Annotated in this window: 16 protein-coding genes; 7 read left to right on the top strand and 9 right to left on the bottom strand. The window is 72.0% G+C overall.

What is annotated here, in order from left to right:
• The first annotated feature begins 9 nt into the window (after positions 1 to 9).
• Positions 10 to 741 carry a DUF1415 family protein gene (locus G6O69_RS14170; protein ID WP_172304031.1) on the top strand — a complete coding sequence of 244 codons (732 nt, stop codon included), beginning with the start codon at positions 10 to 12 and terminating at the stop codon, positions 739 to 741.
• 114 nt (positions 742 to 855) lie between these two features.
• A complete protein-coding gene (locus G6O69_RS14165) occupies positions 856 to 2,334 on the top strand; it encodes a carboxypeptidase-like regulatory domain-containing protein (RefSeq protein WP_172304030.1) in 1,479 nt (492 codons plus the stop codon).
• 91 nt (positions 2,335 to 2,425) lie between these two features.
• On the opposite strand, the gene G6O69_RS14160 is transcribed toward G6O69_RS14165, so the two are convergent.
• Complete coding sequence (locus tag G6O69_RS14160) at positions 2,426 to 4,129, bottom strand: hypothetical protein (RefSeq protein ID WP_172304029.1); 1,704 nt, start codon at positions 4,127 to 4,129, stop codon at positions 2,426 to 2,428.
• 118 nt (positions 4,130 to 4,247) lie between these two features.
• Between G6O69_RS14160 and G6O69_RS14155 the strand changes: the two genes are divergently transcribed.
• A complete protein-coding gene (locus tag G6O69_RS14155) occupies positions 4,248 to 4,400 on the top strand; it encodes a hypothetical protein (RefSeq protein WP_176396660.1) in 153 nt (50 codons plus the stop codon).
• A gap of 11 nt (positions 4,401 to 4,411) precedes the next feature.
• Here G6O69_RS14155 and G6O69_RS14150 read toward each other — a convergent pair whose 3' ends face one another.
• Both G6O69_RS14150 and G6O69_RS14145 read right to left on the bottom strand, forming a co-directional pair.
• Positions 4,412 to 6,145, bottom strand: coding sequence for a M28 family peptidase (locus tag G6O69_RS14150; protein ID WP_172304028.1), 1,734 nt, complete (start codon positions 6,143 to 6,145; stop codon positions 4,412 to 4,414).
• Positions 6,146 to 6,214: 69 nt separating this feature from the next.
• The gene (locus G6O69_RS14145; RefSeq protein WP_176396823.1) at positions 6,215 to 8,065 is read right to left on the bottom strand and encodes a DUF692 family multinuclear iron-containing protein; all 1,851 of its coding nucleotides are present in this window, start codon (positions 8,063 to 8,065) and stop codon (positions 6,215 to 6,217) included.
• A 249-nt stretch (positions 8,066 to 8,314) separates the two neighbouring features.
• On the opposite strand from G6O69_RS14145, the gene G6O69_RS14140 reads away from it, so the two are divergent.
• A complete protein-coding gene (locus tag G6O69_RS14140) occupies positions 8,315 to 8,611 on the top strand; it encodes a hypothetical protein (protein ID WP_172304026.1) in 297 nt (98 codons plus the stop codon).
• Positions 8,612 to 8,614: 3 nt separating this feature from the next.
• On the opposite strand, the gene G6O69_RS14135 is transcribed toward G6O69_RS14140, so the two are convergent.
• Positions 8,615 to 9,874 (bottom strand): glutathione S-transferase family protein, encoded by a 1,260-nt coding sequence (locus tag G6O69_RS14135; RefSeq protein ID WP_176396822.1) that lies wholly within the window; start codon positions 9,872 to 9,874, stop codon positions 8,615 to 8,617.
• A 26-nt stretch (positions 9,875 to 9,900) separates the two neighbouring features.
• Positions 9,901 to 11,997 carry a pentapeptide repeat-containing protein gene (locus G6O69_RS42120; protein ID WP_346017042.1) on the bottom strand — a complete coding sequence of 699 codons (2,097 nt, stop codon included), beginning with the start codon at positions 11,995 to 11,997 and terminating at the stop codon, positions 9,901 to 9,903.
• A 258-nt stretch (positions 11,998 to 12,255) separates the two neighbouring features.
• Between G6O69_RS42120 and G6O69_RS14125 the strand changes: the two genes are divergently transcribed.
• Both G6O69_RS14125 and G6O69_RS14120 read left to right on the top strand, forming a co-directional pair.
• Positions 12,256 to 12,885, top strand: coding sequence for an adenylate kinase (locus G6O69_RS14125; protein ID WP_172304024.1), 630 nt, complete (start codon positions 12,256 to 12,258; stop codon positions 12,883 to 12,885).
• Between the two features lie 2 nt (positions 12,886 to 12,887).
• Positions 12,888 to 14,063, top strand: coding sequence for an aspartate kinase (locus G6O69_RS14120; RefSeq protein WP_172304023.1), 1,176 nt, complete (start codon positions 12,888 to 12,890; stop codon positions 14,061 to 14,063).
• A 113-nt stretch (positions 14,064 to 14,176) separates the two neighbouring features.
• Here G6O69_RS14120 and G6O69_RS14115 read toward each other — a convergent pair whose 3' ends face one another.
• Both G6O69_RS14115 and G6O69_RS14110 read right to left on the bottom strand, forming a co-directional pair.
• Entirely contained in the window at positions 14,177 to 14,533 is a 357-nt protein-coding gene (locus G6O69_RS14115) for a hypothetical protein (RefSeq protein WP_172304022.1), read from the bottom strand.
• 8 nt (positions 14,534 to 14,541) lie between these two features.
• Entirely contained in the window at positions 14,542 to 15,105 is a 564-nt protein-coding gene (locus G6O69_RS14110) for an OmpA family protein (RefSeq protein ID WP_172304021.1), read from the bottom strand.
• Positions 15,106 to 15,427: 322 nt separating this feature from the next.
• Between G6O69_RS14110 and G6O69_RS14105 the strand changes: the two genes are divergently transcribed.
• The gene (locus tag G6O69_RS14105) at positions 15,428 to 16,483 is read left to right on the top strand and encodes a MoxR family ATPase (protein WP_172304020.1); all 1,056 of its coding nucleotides are present in this window, start codon (positions 15,428 to 15,430) and stop codon (positions 16,481 to 16,483) included.
• A 60-nt stretch (positions 16,484 to 16,543) separates the two neighbouring features.
• Here G6O69_RS14105 and G6O69_RS14100 read toward each other — a convergent pair whose 3' ends face one another.
• Together G6O69_RS14100 and G6O69_RS14095 are read right to left on the bottom strand one after the other, a co-directional pair.
• The gene (locus G6O69_RS14100; RefSeq protein ID WP_172304019.1) at positions 16,544 to 16,906 is read right to left on the bottom strand and encodes a cation transporter; all 363 of its coding nucleotides are present in this window, start codon (positions 16,904 to 16,906) and stop codon (positions 16,544 to 16,546) included.
• A gap of 15 nt (positions 16,907 to 16,921) precedes the next feature.
• On the bottom strand, positions 16,922 to 17,875 hold the full coding sequence (locus G6O69_RS14095) for a hypothetical protein (RefSeq protein WP_172304018.1): 954 nt from the start codon (positions 17,873 to 17,875) through the stop codon (positions 16,922 to 16,924).
• Positions 17,876 to 17,894 lie beyond the last annotated feature (19 nt).

The raw sequence follows: 17,894 nt of genomic DNA, 5'->3' as shown, positions 1-17,894 counted from the left end.
CATCGCCGCGTGTCCAGCTGGCCGCCGCCCAAAACGGTGATTCAGGCGATCCACGATCGCTACCAACGCGAGATCATCGAGGCCATGAACCTCTGCCCCTTTGCCCGGCGCTCCCGGGAGCAGGGCAGGGTCCATCGCCCCCTGTTCATCGCCAAAGACGAGACGCACACGCCCGAACCCGCCGAGGTCGCCGCCCGCCTCGCCGAGCTCGTCTCGGCCCACGCCGACGCCGAGATCGTGCTCTTGACCTTCCCCGTCCCCCCCGGTCACCCCTGGGAGACGCCCGTGAGTTTTGAGGGGTTCTTGACCACGCTGCGTGACGCCTGGGGTCGCCTCCCCCCTCCGCGGGAGTTTTTCATGGTCTCCTTTCATCCAAAGCTGCAATTGCCGAAAGACCGAGCCTTGACCCCCGATTCGTTGGTTTCACTGATCCGACGAAGCCCGGATCCGGTGATCCAGTGTGTCGATGCTGCAATGCTCGGTCGAGTCCGCCGCCAGGCCCAGGCGGCCGCCAGGGAGCGAATGCTGCGTGAGCTCGAGGCCAAGGACCCCGCCCTCGCGGCCCTATTTGCCCGCAGCATCCAGCCCGACCCCGAGCTCTCCCTCGATATCGCAAGGCAAAATTTCGCCGCCCACGGGGCCCCAGACGACCGCGACCGCCTCGAGCGAGCCCTCTGCAACCTACGCGCCGATCGAGACCGTGCTTATGGCCTGGACGATGATCGAAAGGACACTCAATAGTCACGTTTGGTGCTCGCGGCGAGCGTAGGCCGATTCACATTCCTGTAGCGTGAGCAAATTGTGTGCTCTCGGCTCTTTTCGTTTGTCCCAGAGCCTGGCAATGTCCGCGCCGACATGACCACGCTCGCCAAGTATCAGATCTCGAGTCTCGCCCTCGCCTTCGGGCTCAGCCTCGTCGCCGCTTGTGGTGGCGACAAGGCCGGCGAAGCCAACAACAAGGACAAGGACGCCGACGCCAAGGAAGAGGGCGCCGACAAGCAGGCCGACAAGAAGACCGACGAGAAGGCTGACGCGGCGGCCGGCGACGCGGCGGCGGGCGGCGAGCAGGCGGCGGGCGACGCCGCGGCTGGAGACGCCCCCCCGGCGAACCCGGGCGAGGCTGGCCCCGCCTACTTCGCGGTCAACAACAAGGGCATCGCCAAGCTCGACGGCGGCGCCTGGTCGCTGATCTCCTCCGAGGAGAACCGCTACGTCTCCGACATGTTCACCGGCCCCGACGGCGCCGTCTACGTGCTCGACTACAACGGGCTGCACAAGATCAACGGCGACAAGATCGAGAAGGTCGTCGACTTCGGCTACAAGGACATCGGCACCGCCAGCCACGTCGCCATGGCCAAGGGCGGCGACCTGTGGGCCACCAACTACAAGGGCGTCGGTCACTACACCGGCGGCGCGTGGACCCTGACCGAGAAGGAGAAGATCGGCGAGGGTGGCGTCGACATGCTCACCGACGTCGCCGTCGACGCCGGCGGCACCCCGTGGGTGTCCGGCTCCAAGGTCGTCCTCAAGTTCGCCGACGACAAGTGGAGCAACGTCGACCTCTCGATGCTCGGCGACAACCCCTACCTCTTCCGCCTCGGCACCTCGCCCAGCGGCGACGTCTACGGCCAGACCAGCCGCGAGATCATCAAGTTCTCCGGCGACAAGGCCGAGAAGATCGAGATCAACAGCAAGAACTTCATGGGCTACGGCGCGGCCATGGAGTTCGGCCCCTCCGGTCAGGTGGCCGTGTCCTCGAGCCTCTGCGACGTCGCTCGCCTCGACCCGGCCAAGCCCGAAGAGGTCTGGCTGCTGAGCAAGGAGGACGTCGACTGCCTGAGCTTCCAGGCCCTGGCCCTCGACGGTCAAAACCGGGTCTGGCTGGCCTCGCGTGAGGGCCTGAGCGTGATCGGCTCCGACAAGAAGGCGACCGAGTACGGCACCGGCACCGTCATGGAGCTCGTCGGCACCGTCAGCCACGTCGCGGTCGTCGGCGCTGGCCCGACCCTGCCCGCCGTCGGCGACGCGCACACCGGTGGGATCACCGGCAAGGTGCTGATGGACGGCTCCGCCATCGCCAGCGCCAAGATCGAGATGTGCCCCTCGCCGCAGATCTTCGGCACCGGCTCGCCCTGCTCGACCTCCAAGGTCAAGTTCGAGGGCAGCACCAACGAGAAGGGCGAGTTCACCTTCGAGACCGTGCCCCTGGGCGACTACAACATCGCCGTGGAGATCGACGGCAAGTGGCGCTCGAACTACATCCCGAGCTTCGCCACCAAGATGAAGGAAGGCCAGACCTACGACGTCGGCTCGGTGACCTACTCGAAGATGTGATCTTCGGGCCTCGGGCCACGAAAAAGAGGGGCGCCCATTTGGGTCGCCCCTCTTTTCTTTTTGCGGAGCCGCCAGCGCGCCGAGTCACGCGCTACCAGAGCACCTTGAGCAGCTTCTTGCACTCCTTGGCCAGGGCCTCGAAGTGCGCGCGGTCGACCCAGCGTGGGTCGATCTTCACCCGCCGCCCGGGCGCCTCGGGCAGCGCCGCGATCGCCACCTGGAGCGGGAAGACGTCGGTCCGCGACCACTTCTGCGCGCGGATCTGCGGGGTCTCGAGGGCCATCCAGCCGCGCGGCTCGTCGCCCCAGACCAGCCACTGGGGCGGCGGCGGCGGGCCGTCGTGATCCTCGACCACGCCGGGCCACAGCAGCAGCGCCGGGCGAGCGGTGCCCTCGCAAAAGCGGACCATGGCCGGGAGCAGCAGGGCGTCGGCGGGCAGCAGCGCCTTGTCGGCGGCGCGCAGCTCGGCGGCCGACTCGGTCGCGCGCTCGAGCAGCGAGCCGCTGGTCTGGGTGATCCAGTGGGCCACGCGGGCGCCGACGATGTCGTCGACGGAGAGCTCGGCGATCTTGGAGCCCGCGGGCTTGTTGCGCGTGGCGACGAAGCTGGGCCGCTCCGGGGCCGCGGGCGCCGAGTCCTCGGCGGGCGCCGGGGCCTCGGCGAGGGTGCGCTCGCCGAGCGCGAGGGGCTGCCAGTCGAGGGACTCGACGTCCACGGCCCACAGCCGCCCGAGCTGACCGTCGGCCTTGGGCCCGCCAAAGATCAGCCGGCGCTCGCCCTCGCCCTGACCGGGCGCCAGGCACAGGCACTCGGCGAGCTTGTCGAGGCGGGCCTCCTGGGCCTCGGGCAGGGGCTCGGGCGCCGCCTCGCTGGCGCTGGGGTTGGGCGCGGGCGCAGACATGCCCTTGCCGCGGCGCTTTTTCTTGCCCTGATCTCGCTGGGCGCGCTGGACCTCGGGGGGCTGGCTAATCAAGAAGCGCTGGACCACCCCGCGCCCGCGCAGCACGTAGATCCAGCGCTCGTCGGCGCTCACCGCCAGCGGCTCGCTCGCCCGGGCCGGCACGCGCTCCCCAGCCAGGCGCAGGTCGGTGCTGGTCCAGGCCACGGCCCCGTCGCGGGCGGCGAGGATCACCCGACCCCCGCGCTCGCCCTCGCTGCGCCCGAGGCAGACGATGGCCTCGCCGGCGACCGGCGTGGGGCTGGTCGCCGCGAGCTGGAGCTGGGCGTAGCCGGCGGTGTGCGCCGGGTCGATCACCCAGCAGGTCGCGCTGCCGTCGCTGAACACGGCCCGGCCGTCGGCGCTCGCGACCACGGCCCGCGCCGCGGGCCCCGTGGACTTGCGGCGGTGCGCCGGTGCCAGACGATCGATATCCCACAGCACCTCGCCGCCCGAGCCCACGCCGCACAGCAGGTCGTCGCGGATCAGGCACACGTGGTCGACGAGGCCGCCGAGCTTGCTGCCGACCTTGGTCACCGAGGTGGCCTGGAGGTTGCCGCGGTAGAGGTGCTGGCCGCCGATCCACAGCGCGCCCTCCCAGCCCTCGACCACCGAGGGCGCGGCCGCGGACAGGGGGACGCTGCGCTGGACCGCCAGGGTCCTGGCGTCGACGATCCACAGCTCCCAGGGCAGGCTGACCAGGAGCAGGCGCCCGTCGGCGCTGGCCTGGATGCTCAGGGGACGGTCGTCGAGGGCGAGCGCGTCGGCGGCCGCGGCCGAGGGCGCCTTGATGGTCCGCCGCGTGCCGCCACCGCTGCCGACCACGACGCGGCGGCGAGGCTTCGTCCGCCGAGTCACGACCTCGGCCTCCCATCGCTAGCTACACATGGGCTCATGGGCCGCCAGGTTACCACGCTGGCTGCGCCCGGGATCCTGCTCGGGCGCGCAGAGTAATTCCTGCGGCTAGGAGCCCGTGGTGGAACCCAGCGCGGCTCCTGGCGCAGGGATTTTCGTCGAGGGCGCGAAGCCAAAACGCCGCTGTACCGGGCGTACTGCAAGTTTTGGCGACAAAGCCTTCGGCGAAAAGACCAAGCCAGGTGTCGTGTTGGGTTTCACCACGGGCTCCTAGGAGCCCTGGCGTCACCGCTTGCCGGCGAACTCGCTGCTCGGCTTGTAGGCCGGGTCGGCGTCCGACCCCGCCAGCTCGCGGACCAGCGCGACGACCAGCAGAGCGTCCTGTAGCGCCCCTTCAAAGCTCCACGCCGGGTCGAAGGCGTCGGCGGGGGTGTGGTAGCGCTCGCGCACCCCAGCCAAGATGGCCTCCCCGGCCTCGACCCCGCCGTCGACCATGTCGAGGCTGCTGTGGAAGTAGAGCGCGGGGATCCCGACCTGGGCGAAGGGGAAGTGATCCGAGCGGTAGAAGCTCCCGGCCTCGGGGTGCGTGTCCGGGACCACGCGCCGCTGCTGGTTCGCGGCCAGGGGGATCAGGCGATCTTCCAAGGTGGTCTGACCCCACCCCACCACCTCGACGGCCCGGGTGGCCCCGTGGACGTTCATGCTGTCGAGGTTGACCACCGCGACCACGTCGTCGAGGGGCATCGTCGGGTTGTTCACCCAATAGCGCGAGCCGAGCAGGCCCTGCTCCTCGGCGGTGGTCGCCAAGAACACGACCGAGCGTTCCAGCCCCGCAGCCCCAGTCCGGCGGTCCTCGGCGAGCTGCGCCGCGACCCCGAGCATGGTCGCCACCCCGCTCGCGTTGTCCACGGCCCCGTTATAGATGCCGTCCTCGCCGGCGGCGATCTTCTCGGGGTCGCTGCCGAGGTGGTCCCAGTGCGCCGCCAGGAACACCGCGCGCTCGGGCTGCGTGGTCCCGGGCAGGCGGCCGAGGACGTTGACGTCGGCGACGCTGCGCTCGCTGGTGATCAGCGCCCCGCTGAGCTTGGCGCCGACCTGGACCGGCTGAAAGACGTTGCGCATGGCCATCTCGTGCCACTGGGCCAGGCTCTTGCCGCCGCGCTGCGCCAGGGCGTCGGCGGCCTCGGCCGAGATCCACCCGCGCAGGTTCATGGCCGCGGGCGGCTGCCCCTGGCCGTCGAGCACGTGGAAGCGCTCGCTCGAGTAGCTGGTCTGCGGCACGTTCCAGCCGTAGGAGGCCGGCTCGTCCTCGTGGATCACCAGGCAGCCCGCGGCCCCGGCCGCCAGCGCGCGCTCGTACTTGTAGGTCCAGCGCCCGTAGTAGGTCATCGCCGGCCCGCCAAAGCTCCCGTCCTCGGTCGGCGGGTCGCCCACGAAGACCACCGCGATCTTGCCCTTCACGTCGGCCCCCGCGTAGTCGTCCCACTGGTACTCCGGCGCGGTCACGCCGTAGCCCAAGAACACGAGCTCCGCGTCGACGAGGTGCTCGCCGCCCGCGGCGAAGCTGGTCCCGACCCAGTCCTCGCCGAACACGAAGCCCTCGGCCTCGCCCTTGCTCGGGCCCTTTGTCGGCACGAGCTCGAGCTTGCTCGCCTCGCGGTCGAGGGTCACCCCGCGCATGGTCACGCGCTGCGTCCAGCCGCCGTCCTCACCGGCGGGCTCGAGGCCGATGGCCGCCATCGTCGAGATCAGCTGGGCCACCGCCAGCTCGCCGCCCTCGCTGCCGGGCAGCCGACCGGCGAGCTCGTCGGCCGAGAAGGCCGCGGTGAAGTCGCGCAAGAAGGCCACGTCGAGCTTGGGCGCGTCGCTGGCCGAGGCGCGCGACTCGGGCGCGTCGTCGGCCGCGGGGGCGCGCGACTCGGCGCGGTGGCAGGCGCCCAACCCCAGGCAAGCCAGGGGGATCAGCGAGACCAGCGGGGCGATGAAGGGCGAGCGTCCAAGTGTGCGCGCGGGTGACATGGCGCCGACCAAAGCGCAAAGCGCTGGGCTGCGCAAGCCCCGACGCCCCGCGCGGACCTTCACAGACGCTCAGCAAAGACCGACGATCAGCCCGTCGTCTACCCAGCGCCGCAGCCACCCGGCGACCTGCGCCGGGCTGGCCGGCGGCTGCTCCTCGTCCGCGGGCCTCGCGACCTCGGCGCAGATCCCCTCGAAGCTCGCCCCGCCCACGAGCGCGCCCAGTGCCCGGGCCTCGAGCGCGTCCAGGTCGCGCTGGGCCACGCGATCCCCCCGGCGCCAGACCATGGTGTGGCTCGGCGTCGGCGGGTTGCGGCGGCGGGCCTCGACCAGCGCCGTGCCCTCGCGGCACATGGCGTACATCGGCTCGAAGGGCCGCGTGGTCCGGCGCAGGTGCAAGGTGGCCGTGGCCTCGAAGCGCAGCCGCGGCCACGCGTCGAGGGCGACGGTCGCGAGCGCGGCGGCGTCCACCGGCCGCTCGTCGGCCATGGTCAGCACGCGCACGCGGTCGACCTCGATGGCCGCGACCTCGACGAGCTCGGGCTGCTCCCGGCCCTCCTCGTGGTCGCGCAAGAAGGGCGTGAAGGCCTCGGAGTAGCCGCGCAGGTCCGGCTCGCGCGAGGGGCAGACGAGCACGTAGTCGGTGATCAGGTTGTGGAAGCGGACGTGTCCGAGCATCCACGCGACCATGGGCAGCTGCTCCTCGAGCACGCCGGCCAGGCGCCAGTAGTAGTCGTTGGCGTAGACCTCGAGGCGCGCGCTACGAGGGAAGCTCGGGGTCTCGGCGAAGACCTCGGCGACGCGCTCGCGGGTGTCGTCGTCCGCCGCGTCGAGGGCGTCGGCGACCCCGGTGGGGAAGGTCATCAGCCGCCAAAAGAGATCCTGGACCTCGCCCAGCTCGCCGCGCGCGGCCTCGCGCAGGGCCGCCTCGGCGAGGGCGTCGAGATCCGCGGGCGCGGGGCGCTGCGCCTCTGAGCTGGGGTTTGGATCCGGCTCGCGCTCACCGAGGAGCTCGTCGGCGAGCTGCGCCGCCTTGCGCTGCTCGTCGCGCAGCGGCTCCCACTCGGGCACGTCCTCGTCCCACTCGACCAGCGAGGACACGTGGCCGAAGCGGGCGAGGGCCTGGCGGTAGAGCGCCCAGACCTGCTCGGGCACGGCCCCGAGGTGCGAGTCGAATTTGTAGCCGTGGGGCTCGCGCTGGCTGTGGTTGGCGAGGTGGAATTGCCACACCCGCTCGGCCGGGACGCCCTCGAGGTAGGTCTGCGGATCCCAGCCGTGGTTGGCGCAGCTGACCACGATGTTGTTGAGGTCGAGGAGCAGCAGGCAGTCGGCGCGCTCGCACAGCGCGGCCATGAACTCCCACTCGGGCATGCTGCTGGCGGCGTAGCTGACGTAGCTCGACACGTTCTCGAGCAGCAGCCGGCGGCCGAGGGCGTCCTGGGCCCGGGCGACGCGCTCGGCGACCATCGCCAGGCTCTCCTCGGTGTAGGGCAGCGGCAGCAGGGCGTGGCTGCGCAGGCCGTGGTGCGTGGACCAGCACAGGTGGTCGGAGACCCAGGCCGGCTCGACGCGCTCGACCAGCGCCCGGAGCCGGCGCAGGTAGTCCGCGTCAGGGGCGTCGAGGGAGCCCACGCCCAGACCGACGCCGTGCAGGACCACCGGCAGCTGCGCCCGCGCGGCCTCGAGCACGCGCTGCGGTCGGCCGCCCGGGGCGAAAAAATTCTCGCTGACGACCTCGACCCAGTCGACATCCAGCTGCCCGGCGAGGGCGAGCTCGTAGTGACGCGTCCGCAGACCGACGCCGTGTCCGATGTAGGGTCGCTCGACCATGTCCTTGGCGCGTGACCGCGAGGTCCAGCTTACGCGAAGCGCCGACGCGCACACACTGGCCCGAGGTTGGGGCTCGACGAAGGGCGAGGCCACGACGCGCTCACCACGTCCGCTTTTCGGCGCGGCGCGAGGTGTACCGTCCCCACCGCGCACCGTGGCGACATCTCCCCAGCTGCGCCGACGGGGACCAAAGTGGCGATGCCCGCTCGGCGTGAGCGCGCTCGCTCGGGGTAAGCTCGACCCTGCCTGCGACGATCACCTCGCGCCCTCCGCGAGGTCCAATCCAGGCCGCGAGCGCGAGCCCCAAAGCGAACCACGATGTCTCCAAACTCCAAGCAAGTCATGTCCGCCTTCGCCCTGTCCGCCGCCGCCTTGTTCCTGGGCGCCTGCGACAAGACCAAGTCCGGCGAGGGCAGCCAAGCCCCCGCGGAGCAGCCCCCCGCCGCGAGCTCGCAGGCCAAGGACGCCAAGGTAAAGTGCTTCGGCGTCAACGAGTGCGCCGGCCAGAGCGTGTGCGCGGTCAACAAGCCCGAGCTCGGCATCGAGCACGCCTGCGCCGGCGAGAACGAGTGCAAGGGCAAGGGCTGGATCAAGCTGAGCAGCGCCGAGTGTGACGACCTCGGCGGCGAGATCCTCTGAGCCTCAGGACCCGCTGCAATTGAGCAGCGCGGTCAGCCCGTAGATCAGCGGGGTCAGCACGGCCCACTTGATCACCCACGCGATCAGGAAGGTCTTGAGCACCGCCGGGCCGTAGATCCGCGCGACCTCGAGGGGAGAGAGCCTGCGAATGCCCTCGCCCCAGCTCGGCCGCTCGCGCAGGCGCTGATACCAGTCGGCGACCCGCGGGTGGCGGCGCTCCGAGAGCGAGCGCGAGAAGCCGATGTGATCGAGGCGCGCGAGCACGGCCGTCCACAGCAGGTCGGCGAGGCTGTACTCGTCGCCCGCGAGCCACTCGCGCTCCTCGAGCGCCTCCTCGATCTCGTCGAGCATGTCCTCGACCTCGACGACGAGCTGATCCATCAGCGCCCGGTCGCCGATCGTCCCGCGCAGGACCTCGAGGTGCTCGAGCTTGGCGAGGTAGATCTCGCGCAGCTCGGGGTGCTTCTTCATCAGCTTGCGCAGCCGCTTGCGGCGCTGCTTGAGCGTCCAGCGCTGAAACCAGCGCGTGAGGCCCTTGCTGCGCCCATAGGTGAGCTCGGAGATCGGGAAGCTGTCCTGGCGCTCGATCCAGCGCAGCGCCTCCTCGCGGGCCTCGGGGTCCGAGGGCATGAGCTCGGGGCCGCCGAAGCTGCGGTCGACGAAGTTGACGATGTCGACGACCTCGGTGACGACGGTCCCGTCGACCTCGAGGGTGGGGACGACGAGCTTGGGGTTGAGCTTGGCGTACTCGGGCTCGAAGTGCTCGTGGGCGGGGCCGGTGTTGACGGTGACGTCTTCCCAGGCGACGCCCTTCTCGGCCAGGGCCAGGCGGACCTGCTGCGAGCACAGCGAGCTCGGGAAGTGGTGCAGGCGGATCTGCCGGTGGTCCGCGTCGAGCTCGAGCTCGGCCACCTCTTCGGCCGCGGCATCGAGCGCGGCCTCCTCGACCGTGTCGCGCTCCGCGATGTCGCGCTCGCGCTCCGCGATGTCGCGCTCGCGCTCCGCGATGTCGCGCTCGCGCTCGGCGGGGGCCTCCCCTTCGTTGACCTCGACCATCGTCCCTTCGGCCTCCCCCTCGCCCGAGCCGTCCTTCGCGTGAAGCGGCGGCGTCGAGCCGCCGGTCTCTGGCTCGGGGTCGGGCTGGAGCTGAAGGTGTACCAAGCGCCTGAACTGTAGCGCCATCGCGGCCGGCGCTGACAGGCCCTCGCGCAGGAAATCCATGCCGGCGCCGACAGCGAGGGACCAAGGCGCGAGCGCGGCCACGGGATCGACAGCAGCTGAGCCCCTGCTCAGTCGTCCTCGACCTCGACCCGCGCGAGCGTGGCCGCGGGCACACCAAGCCGCGCCAGCGCCTCGCGTTGGCGCGACCCGACCCGGGCGCCCTCGACCACCAGCGCGGCGGGCTCCCCCAGCCGCGCGCCTTCCAGACAGGCCCCGCGCAGGTCGGCGCAGCGCAGGTCGACCTGCTGCGCGCGCGCGAACTCGGCCGCCCGCAGGTCCGCGCCTCGCAGGTCCGCGCCTCGCAGATCCACCCCCTCCAGGAGCGCACCTCGCAGATCCACGCCACGCAGGTCCGCGCCCTCGAACGCGGCCGAGCGCAGCCTCGCCCCGCGAAAGCTGGCCCCCGGGAGCGAGGCCCCAGCCAGCGCGAGGCCACGCATGGTCCAGCCGTCGAAGCGCCGCCCGCCGAGGTCCGGGGTCATGGGCGAGCCCAACAAGCTCACCCTGCGCGCGCTGAGGTAGCGGGCGCAAGGCGAGGCCAGGAGCGCGGCGACGGCTCGGTAGGCCGCGTCGATCTCCACGTGGCGGGCCCAGAGATCTCCCTGGGCCGGCTTGGCGTCGAAGCGAGTCAGCCAGGCGGAGCGCAGCGTGAGCCGCGTCAGCCACGGCCCGCGCCAGCTCAGCCACAGCTGCGGCCACCATGGAGACCAGCGCTCGAGGCGGGCGCGCCCCTCGGCGCCCTCGCCCGTGAGCGCCAGGCCGCGCGCCGCCTCTCGACCGAGGCGATCGAGCTCGAAGCCGAGGCCGCCCCAGGCTTCACCCCAGATCTCTGCCCGCAGCGTCGCCGCCCGCCTCGCCAGCGCGTCGTCCTCGAGCTCGCCCTCGCCCTCGAACTCGCCCTCCCCCTCTTTGGCTCGGGCCCGAGCGAGCGCCGCGGCGAGCAGCTCGGCCTGCGCCCCCTCGCCGCGCTCGGCCAGCCAGTCCACGAGCACCGCGAAGGCCTCGGTGTCGAAGGGGTCGCGGTCGAGGCTCGCGACGAGAGCCGCCTCGACCCCCGAGAGCGGGCCGCCTGCACGCCGCGCCTCGAGCGTGCGATCGATCCAGCAGGCGGGCGGGTCGAAGCTCGCCGCGGCCGGACCGAGGGCGGCCGAGTGCTTGGCGGCGTAGAGCTCGGCGTCGACGACGGCCAGGGTCGGCGCCCGAGCGCCGGCCCAGCGCCGGGCGAGGGCGCGCTCGAAGCTGCGGGCGAGCGCCGCCGCCGAGCCCGGCCGCAGCTGGGGGATCACGACGCACAGCCCCTCGGGTCCGTCTTCTTCGCTGCGCGGCCCGAGCTCGCCAAGGGCCGCCTCCACGAAGGCCTCGCGCGCCTCGGCGCCCGCGCCTGGAGCCGGCGGGGCCTCGGCCACGCACAGCGTCCAGCTGCGATCGACCGCGCCGCCGCGGGCGAAGACCAGGGGGTGATCCGGGGCCGGGCCGACCAGCGGCAGGTCTCCTCCCGCGACGCCGCTGGTCGCACACACCAAGGTCCGCAGGCGCCTGGGCTCCCCCGCGGTCGCGGCGAGCTCTCCCGCGCGCAGCGGGCCGGGGGCCGCCGGGGGCCAGCGCGGGGGCTCGTCGCCTGGCGCCTGCCCGACCAGGGCCGCGCGCTCGTCGGCCTCGAAGCCCTCGAGGGACTCGGCGAGCTCGCGCAGCGACACCGTGGCCGCGAACAGCCGCGGGTCGGTCCCGCTGCCGAAGTAGCCGCGCTCGAAGGCCGCGAAGTAGCCGTCCCCGCCCAGGCCGACCGCCGCCAGCAGCGCGCCGAGATCCCGGCCCGAGAGCACCACCTCCCCGCCCCGAAACACCTGGCCGTCGCTCTCACAGTGGCCGCCGAAGCAGTCGGTGTGGACCCAGGCCAGGGCGATCTCCGGGAACTCGGCCGAGAAGGCCGGGAGCCCGGCGAGGACGCCCTCGTCGAGCATCTCCGCCAGCAGCCCGGCCGCCTCGGTGCGCAGCGAGGCCCCGCTCCGCTCGACGCCGCCGAGGACCGCTCGCTCGGGGTGCTGGTCGCGCTCGGCCACGGCCAGGCGCAGCTGTGGCCAGCGCCGCCGGGCCGCGCGGATCAACCCCTGCCTGCGCCGGGGATCGAGCGCGCTGCTGACTAGCGCCGAGAGCTCGAAGCCCACGCGCCATGGTACCCGAGCCGCGCGTGTCCGATCTCCACTTCGCGCGCACCCCCGCGTTCACGCCCCGATCACGCCAATTCACCCGGATACCGGTAAAAGTGCCGTTTTTGCAGGCAGCCGCCCTCGCCCCCCGCGCTTGCGGGTAGCGCCACCTACATGCGACCCTCACCGGCCGATTGACCCCGTCGGCACTCTCCGCGCGGGGCGTCCGCGCCGGCCAACGAGCCGGCTTTTCCCGAGCCAAAGCGAGCACACGACATGCGAATGATCTTGGTGGGCCCCCCCGGGGCTGGCAAGGGCACTCAGGCGGCAAGGCTGGTCGGCAGCTACCGCATCCCCCACATCTCCACCGGCGACATGCTGCGCGCCGCGGTCAAGGCCGGCACCGAGCTGGGCAAGCAGGCCGACGGCTTCATGAAGCGCGGCGCCCTCGTCCCCGACGAGCTGGTGATCGCCATGGTCCTCGAGCGCATCCAGCAAGACGACGCCAAGGGCGGCTTCATGCTCGACGGCTTCCCGCGGACCACGCCCCAGGCCCAGGCCCTCGACGTGGCCATGACCAAGGCGGGCATCACCCTCGACTCGGTCGTGCTCATCGAGGTCCCCGACGAGCTGATCGAGGAGCGCATCATCCACCGGCGCTCGGACCCCGAGACCGGGGCCATCTACCACCTCGAGTTCAACCCGCCGACCGACGAGGCCGTGGCCGCGCGCCTCGTCCAGCGCAAGGACGACACCGCCGAGGCCTGCCGGGCCCGGCTGAGCAAGTACCACGCCGAGACCGCGCCGATCGTGCCCTTCTACGAGCAAAAGGGCCTGCTGCGCCGCGTCGACGGCCAGGGGACCCCCGACGAGGTCGAGGTCCGCATCAAGGCCGCGCTGGCCTGACCATGCCCACGCCCATCGTCGTTCACAAGTACGGCGGCTCCTCGGTCGCCACCGTCGACAAGATCCGCGCCGTCGCCCGGCGGGTGATCGCCGCGCGGGAGCAAGGCCTGCGCGTGGTCGTGGTCGTCTCGGCCATGGGCAAGACCACCGACGAGCTGCTCGCCAAGGCCAAGGAGCTGTCGGGCTCGCCCTCGCGGCGCGAGCTCGACATGCTCTTGTCCTGCGGCGAGCGGGCGTCCATGGCCCTGCTCTCGATTGCGATCCAGGAGCTCGGCCACGACGCCGTCTCGCTGACCGGCTCGCAGTCGGGGATCATGACCAACAGCCGCCACTCGGGGGCGCGGATCATCGACGTCCGCCCCTACCGCGTCCAAGACGAGCTCGAGGACGGCAAGATCGTCGTCGTCGCCGGCTTCCAGGGCGTGTCCTACAAGCGCGAGGTCACCACCTTGGGCCGCGGCGGCTCCGACACCACCGCCGTCGCCCTGGCCGGGGCCCTGGGCGCCGAGTACTGCGAGATCTGCTCCGACGTCGACGGGGTCTACACCGCGGATCCGCGGGTCGTCGACGCCGCGACCTTGCTGCAGGCCATCTCCCACGACGAGCTGCTCGAGCTGACCTCCCACGGGGCCAAGGTCCTCCACGCCGAGTCCGTCGAGTTCGCCCGGCGCTCCGGCGTCGCGCTGTGGGCCCGAGCCACCGCCGGCGAGGCCGAGGGCACCCGCATCGATCGCCCCGAGCAGGTCGACAACGCCCACCCGATCACCGGCGTCAGCGGCGTGCGCGACCTCGTCCGCCTGCGCGCGCGCGTCAACAAATCCATGGACCACATGCTGTCCGTGGCCGCCGACGCGTCCTTGCCGGTGCTCCACCTCGACGCCGACCACGAGATCGCGGATCTGTGGTTCAGCCCGGCCGACGTCCCCGACTGGACCGCCGTGCGCGAGAAGCTGATCGGCCAGGTCGAGATCGAGGAGCGCTGCGGGGCCGTGTCCATCGTCGGCGACTTCTTCGGGCGCAACGCGGCCAAGCTCGCCCGGGCGCGCTCCGTGGCCGCCGGCGCCGGGATCGCGATCAAGGCCATGGCCACCTCGCCCCTGCGCGCGACATTGTTTTGCGCCCAGGACGACGTCGACGCCCTGACCCGGGCGCTGCACCGAGCCTTCCGCGAGGTCTGAGCGCCGAGCCTCGCCCGCCCAGCCCAGACTCGACGCGAGCACGAGCAGGAGCACGAAGCAAAGCCCGCCACCGGCACACCGGGGCGGGCTTTCGCGTCGCGCTCGGGCGGCGCTCAGTTGGTGAATTGCCAGGTGAAGGTCGCGTCGCCGTCGCGCATGTCGGGCTGCTCGAGGGTCAGCCCGTCGATCTTCTCGGCCACGCACGCGCCGACCTCGGCGCTCGCGCTGCTCTTGGCCGTGTCGACCTCGGGGTCGGTGATCGCCCCGGTCTTCTTGGCCACGGTGAAGTTGACGACGACCTTGCCGGACGCGTCCCCAAAGCAGGCCTCGATCTCCGACTTCTTGGTGTCGACGAGGCTGCGGGTGACCTTGCGGTAGTCCTCGGGTCCGCGCGCGATGCAGGCGCAGGTCAGCGCGGCCAGGCTCACGCAGGCGAGGGTACGAAGGACGGTGATGTTGCGCGTGTTCATGGTCGACCTCAGCTCCCACCGCCGGGGCGGCCGCGGGCAGAGCTCTCGGAGCCCTCGCCCTGCTTGATGATCTTGATCTCGACGCGGCGGTTCTTCTCCTTGTCCGCGTCGCTGCTCTCCTCGACGAGGGGCTCGCTCTCGCCCTTGCCCTCCGAGGTGATCCGCGAGGGGTCGATGCCCTGATCCGCGACGTACTTGGCCACGGCCGCGGCGCGCTCCGTGGACAGCTGCTTGTTGTGCTTGGTCGAGCCCTCGGTGCTCGTGTGCCCGATGATGTTGATCTGCTCGATGTCGGGGTTGTCCTGGAGGACCTTGACGAGGTCGTCGAGCAGCGTGAGCGACTGCGACTGGATCTCGGCGGAGTCGTAGCCGAACTGGATCTTGTCATCGAGGACGATGCTGTCACCGGTGACCTTGGCGTGGACACGCGGTGGCGGCTCGGGCTCGGGCTCGGGCTGGGCGCCGACGAAGTTGACCGTATCGTTGAACGCGATCGGCCCGCAGGCGGTCAGCAGCATGCCCACGCCGAGCGTCGCGCCGATGAGCAACGCGGGAGAGTGCTTGGCTCGCATGCCGGTATTCGCGCATAGCCAAGGGCGCTTGGCAACCGCCCCCCACGCGGGTCGCGTGAGAGACAGCTCGTGATCCAGACATCGAATCTTCTGCGCCCCTGCCAGTCGGCGGAGCAGCCGGCCTCACGGCCCGAATTTCCGCAGGAACGCGATATCGAGCGCTTCCGGGGGGCTCGGGAATTGCCACAAAAGGGCGAGAACTTTTACGTCTCGAAAACACGGACTCCAGGGTCCAAGGGGGGTTCGCTGACGAATTGCGACAGGTGAGGGTGAAGGGGTCATACTCTGTGCGCCCCGGGCCGAACGCCCCGCACCCGCGACCGTGTCTTCTCCCAGCTCCTCCCCTTCACCGGCGTCCCCCACCCCAACCTCCCCCGCGACGGACAGGGGCAGGGATCCCGGCTCCGACCTCGCCGAGCTCGAGGCCCTCGCCCGCACCCACGAGCGCCTGCTCGAGCAGATCGAGCAGCGGGTGATCGGCCAGCGCGAGGTCATCGAGCTGCTCCTCGTCGCGCTCTTCGCCGGCGGCCACGCGCTCTTCGTGGGCGTGCCCGGCCTGGCCAAGACCCTGCTGGTCTCGAGCCTGGCCGAGGCCATGGACCTCGAGTTCTCGCGCATCCAGTTCACCCCCGACCTGATGCCCAGCGACATCACCGGCTCCGAGGTGCTCGAGGAGGTCGGCGACGGCCGCCGCAGCTTCCGCTTCGTGCCCGGGCCGGTGTTCTGCAACCTGCTGCTCGCCGACGAGATCAACCGGACGCCGCCCAAGACCCAGGCCGCGCTGCTCCAGGCCATGCAGGAGTCCAAGGTCAGCGCCGGCGGCCGCACGCACCCGCTGCCCCTGCCCTTCCACGTGTTCGCCACGCAAAACCCGATCGAGCAGGAGGGCACCTACCCCCTGCCCGAGGCCCAGCTCGACCGCTTCATGCTCGAGATCCTCGTCGACTACCCCGACGAGGCCGCCGAGCGACAGATCGTGGCCATGGGCGCGAGCGAGCGCGCCCCCACGAGCCCGGTGCTCAGCCCGGCCGAGCTCACCCGCCAGCAGGACCTCGTCCGCCGCCTGCCCGTGCCGCCCTCGGTGATCGAGCACGTCGTCGCCCTGCTGCGGGCGACCCGGCCCGGCGAAGACCGCTGCCCGCCGGCCCTGCGCGAGCTCCTGCGCTGGGGCGCCGGGCCGCGCGCCGGTCAGCAGCTCGTGCTCGCGGCCCAGGCCCGGGCGGCCCTCGCCGGGCGCGAGGCCGTGACCAAGCAAGACGTCCGCGCCCTCGCCCCCGCGGTGCTCCGCCACCGCCTGGTCCCGAGCTTCGCCGCCGAGAGCCGCGGGGTCTCCCCCGACGAGCTCGTCGCGCAGGTCCTCGCCGCGGTCCCGGCCTGAGCGCCCTGGCCGAGCCGCCGAGCTCGCCGAGACCCGAACCTTGGCGGGCCGCCGCCGCGCTCAGGTCTCTGGTTCGGGCGCGGGCTCGGCCGCGCCTGGCTCGGCCTGGTAGCCGATGCCCTCGATCGCCTCTTCGAGGGCCGCGACCTCGACGGCGCCCTCTTCGTAGGTCACCACCGCGGAGCCGCGGTCGTAACTCACGTCGGCCGCGCGCACGCCCTCGAGGCGCTCGAGCTCGTGGGTGATGGCCTCGGCGCAGGAGTCACAGACCATGCCCTCGACGGCGATCTCGACCTGCATGGTCCGCGGCTCGCCCTTGCACGCGCCGACCACGAGGAGCGCGCACACGGCCAGGCACATCAGCAGCGAGCGGGCGATCTGGTCCAGGCTCTGGCGCAGGCGATTCGTCGAGGGTCGAGGCATGGCGTCGGGCCGCTGCTAGAAGCGGCCCGAGACCGATAGCCCAACTTGGTCGCGGCTGCCATGGGGTGCGACAGTCAGGTCGAAGTTGCCCTGAAAGCGCGCCTGGGCGTGGCCCGAGAGCGCCAGGCCGGCGCCGGCCGCTCCCACGAGGGCCGAGACGTCACTGACCGCGGCCGAGACCCCGGGCGAGCAGGTGTAGCGAAAGCCCGAGATCTGGGTGTAGGGCCCGGACGCGCCGTCGTAGCAGACGCTGTAGAGCGTGACGTTGGTGATCAGCCCCGCGACGCCCACGGCGAAGAGCGTCCAGCCTGCGGCGATGCGGCCGACGGGGCGAAGCTGCGGCTGACCGGCGGCCTGGCGACGCCACGCCTGGCGGCGCCCCTCGAGCCAGCCGCCGCTTCCGGCGAGGCCGATCACGCCGCCCAGAAAAAAGTGATCCGCCGCCCCCCGGTTGCCGCAGTAGAGGTCGTCGCAGATGCTCGCCGAGATCACCTGGCGTATGACCACCACGCCGAAGAGCCCTGCCGCCGGCCCGAAGAGCACCACCCCCGACACCGGCGGGCGCGGGGGCGCGGGCGGCTGCGGCTCGACCGGGGTCTCCCAGTAGCCCGGCGGCTGGCCGGCCTCGAGCTCACCCGCCGGCTGCGGCTGCTGGCCCGGCTGCGGCTGCTGGCCCGGCTGCGGCTGCTGGCCCGGCTGCGGCGCCTCCCAGCTCGGCAGCTCCCCGCTCTCGACCGGCGCCTGCTCGACCGGCGCCTGCTCGACCGGCGCCTGCTCGACCGGCGGCTCGGCGATCTCCGCGGGCTGCTGCACGGGCGCGGTGGCCCGCTCGTTGTCGACGTGCGCCGGCGCGATCGCGGGCTCCCCCGGCTGCGGCTGCGTGGGCGTGACGACCTCCTCGGGCGCCTCGCCGAGCCTCAGCGCGAGCACCAGCAAGGACGCGAGGGTCGAGGGCGGGGCCAACACCATGACCCCACTTTATCAGCCC

The sequence above is a fragment of the Pseudenhygromyxa sp. WMMC2535 genome, assembly GCF_011083025.2.
The sequence above is the reverse complement of the archived record's forward strand: the minus strand, read 5'-3'. Positions and strand labels throughout refer to the sequence as shown.

Excerpts from the sequence above, each read along its gene's own strand:
- G6O69_RS14165 (WP_172304030.1), top strand. The coding sequence starts at position 856 with ATGACCACGCTCGCCAAGTATCAGATCTCGAGTCTCGCCCTCGCCTTC.
- G6O69_RS14150 (WP_172304028.1), bottom strand. The coding sequence starts at position 6,145 with ATGTCACCCGCGCGCACACTTGGACGCTCGCCCTTCATCGCCCCGCTG.
- G6O69_RS14140 (WP_172304026.1), top strand. The coding sequence starts at position 8,315 with ATGTCCGCCTTCGCCCTGTCCGCCGCCGCCTTGTTCCTGGGCGCCTGC.
- G6O69_RS14125 (WP_172304024.1), top strand. The coding sequence starts at position 12,256 with ATGCGAATGATCTTGGTGGGCCCCCCCGGGGCTGGCAAGGGCACTCAG.
- G6O69_RS14120 (WP_172304023.1), top strand. The coding sequence starts at position 12,888 with ATGCCCACGCCCATCGTCGTTCACAAGTACGGCGGCTCCTCGGTCGCC.
- G6O69_RS14115 (WP_172304022.1), bottom strand. The coding sequence starts at position 14,533 with ATGAACACGCGCAACATCACCGTCCTTCGTACCCTCGCCTGCGTGAGC.
- G6O69_RS14110 (WP_172304021.1), bottom strand. The coding sequence starts at position 15,105 with ATGCGAGCCAAGCACTCTCCCGCGTTGCTCATCGGCGCGACGCTCGGC.
- G6O69_RS14100 (WP_172304019.1), bottom strand. The coding sequence starts at position 16,906 with ATGCCTCGACCCTCGACGAATCGCCTGCGCCAGAGCCTGGACCAGATC.
- G6O69_RS14095 (WP_172304018.1), bottom strand. The coding sequence starts at position 17,875 with ATGGTGTTGGCCCCGCCCTCGACCCTCGCGTCCTTGCTGGTGCTCGCG.